This is a genomic window from Vibrio sp. OPT18 (assembly GCF_015163615.1).
GTDB lineage: Bacteria > Pseudomonadota > Gammaproteobacteria > Enterobacterales > Vibrionaceae > Vibrio > Vibrio coralliirubri.
Map to the genome: position 1 here is coordinate 66,293 of NZ_JADDYK010000063.1, position 1,533 is coordinate 67,825.

Sequence of the window (1,533 nt, forward strand, 5' to 3'; positions counted from 1 at the left end):
ATTGGTTCTAACTCTGGTGAAGCGATGATCATGGCTCTGACGAGCATTCGTGCTGATGATTTCCGCATGGGTGGTACAACGTTTGATTCTGAAAACGGCAAAGACAAGAGCTGGGAAGTGCCTGCACAAGCTCGCGATCTTAAGTTCGAATTCAAAACCAAAGCGGGTGAAGACATCGTTTTAGATATCAATACCAAAGCGGGCGATGATATCGAAGAGCTTGCGACTTACATTAATGGTCAGTCTGATCTTGTGAACGCATCGGTTACTGATGATGGTCGCATTCAACTGTTCGTTGCTGAACCTGACCTTGACGGCCCAATGTCTATCTCTGGTGGTCTAGCGTCTGAGCTAGGTATTAAGAGTGAAGGCCGCGCAACCTCGGTTCAAGATGTTAGCTTAACCAGCGTTGCGGGTTCACAGAACGCGATCAGCGTGATTGATTCTGCAATGAAGTACGTGGATTCACAGCGTGCTGATTTGGGTGCAAAACAGAACCGTCTAAGCCACAGTATTAATAACTTGGCAAACGTACAAGAGAACGTAGACGCTTCAAACAGCCGAATCAAAGATACGGACTTTGCGAAAGAGACGACGCAAATGACCAAATCACAAATTCTGCAACAAGCAGGTACTTCAATACTTGCTCAAGCAAAACAGTTGCCTAACTCTGCGATGTCACTATTGCAATAGTTATTGGTTGAACTTGCTGCTCGTGTTCAGACGTGAGCCATGCAGCAAGGGAAACTGGCAAGCATACTTACTATTGAATGTTTAGCTCTCTCATCTCTCACCTGCTATCCATTTTTACAGTAAGAATGCAACGGCAAGTCGGAAATGTGTTCATTTCTCGATGATCTCCACACAGGCTCTGACGCGCCAACTAGCCCCGGTTCTCTCAAAGGAAAAGGGGCTTTTTCCTTTCTGTATTTCTTGTTTTTGCTATTTATTTTCCTGTGAACTTTCTCGCACTACCTTTTCCAAATCTCTATTTGATGGTTCTTCTTCACGACAAATAATGTCATCTATTACACAAGATTTGCGTAAGTCAGAGATCTTTGGCGATTGATCATTTCTCCACCCTGAGCTATTTAGAGGGCGATTAGTACATTTTTCGAACAGGCTAAGATCTTTTTCCAATTGAAATCTATCGCTATATTAGAAAATGATGAAAATTAAGTTGTTGATAAATATTAAATTAATAATTTTTTTGTGGTTTTTTAAAAGTTTTTCTAAAGCTTCTGATTTTCGCGCCGTTATTAAAAGTAACTTTGAGAGAACTACTTGGTTTTCCGAGACGTCGGAAACCGCTATACCGGAAAATCAATTGGAGAAATCACCATGGCAGTGAATGTAAATACAAACGTTTCAGCGATGACAGCGCAACGTTACCTAAACAACGCAAACAGCGCACAACAAACATCAATGGAGCGTCTAGCTTCAGGCTCAAAAATCAACAGCGCAAAAGATGACGCTGCGGGCCTACAAATCTCGAACCGTTTGAACGTTCAGAGCCGCGGCCTTGATGTTGCT

Annotated in this window: 1 protein-coding gene and 1 pseudogene; both read left to right on the forward strand. The window is 42.7% G+C overall.

Annotation, left to right across the window (positions count from 1 at the left end; genetic code table 11):
* A partial coding sequence (locus IQQ51_RS27305) for a flagellin (protein ID WP_265584323.1) occupies positions 1 to 693 on the forward strand: 693 nt, incomplete at its 5' end.
* Between the two features lie 648 nt (positions 694 to 1,341).
* A pseudogene (locus IQQ51_RS27310) lies at positions 1,342 to 1,533 on the forward strand (flagellin B); the annotation flags it as partial.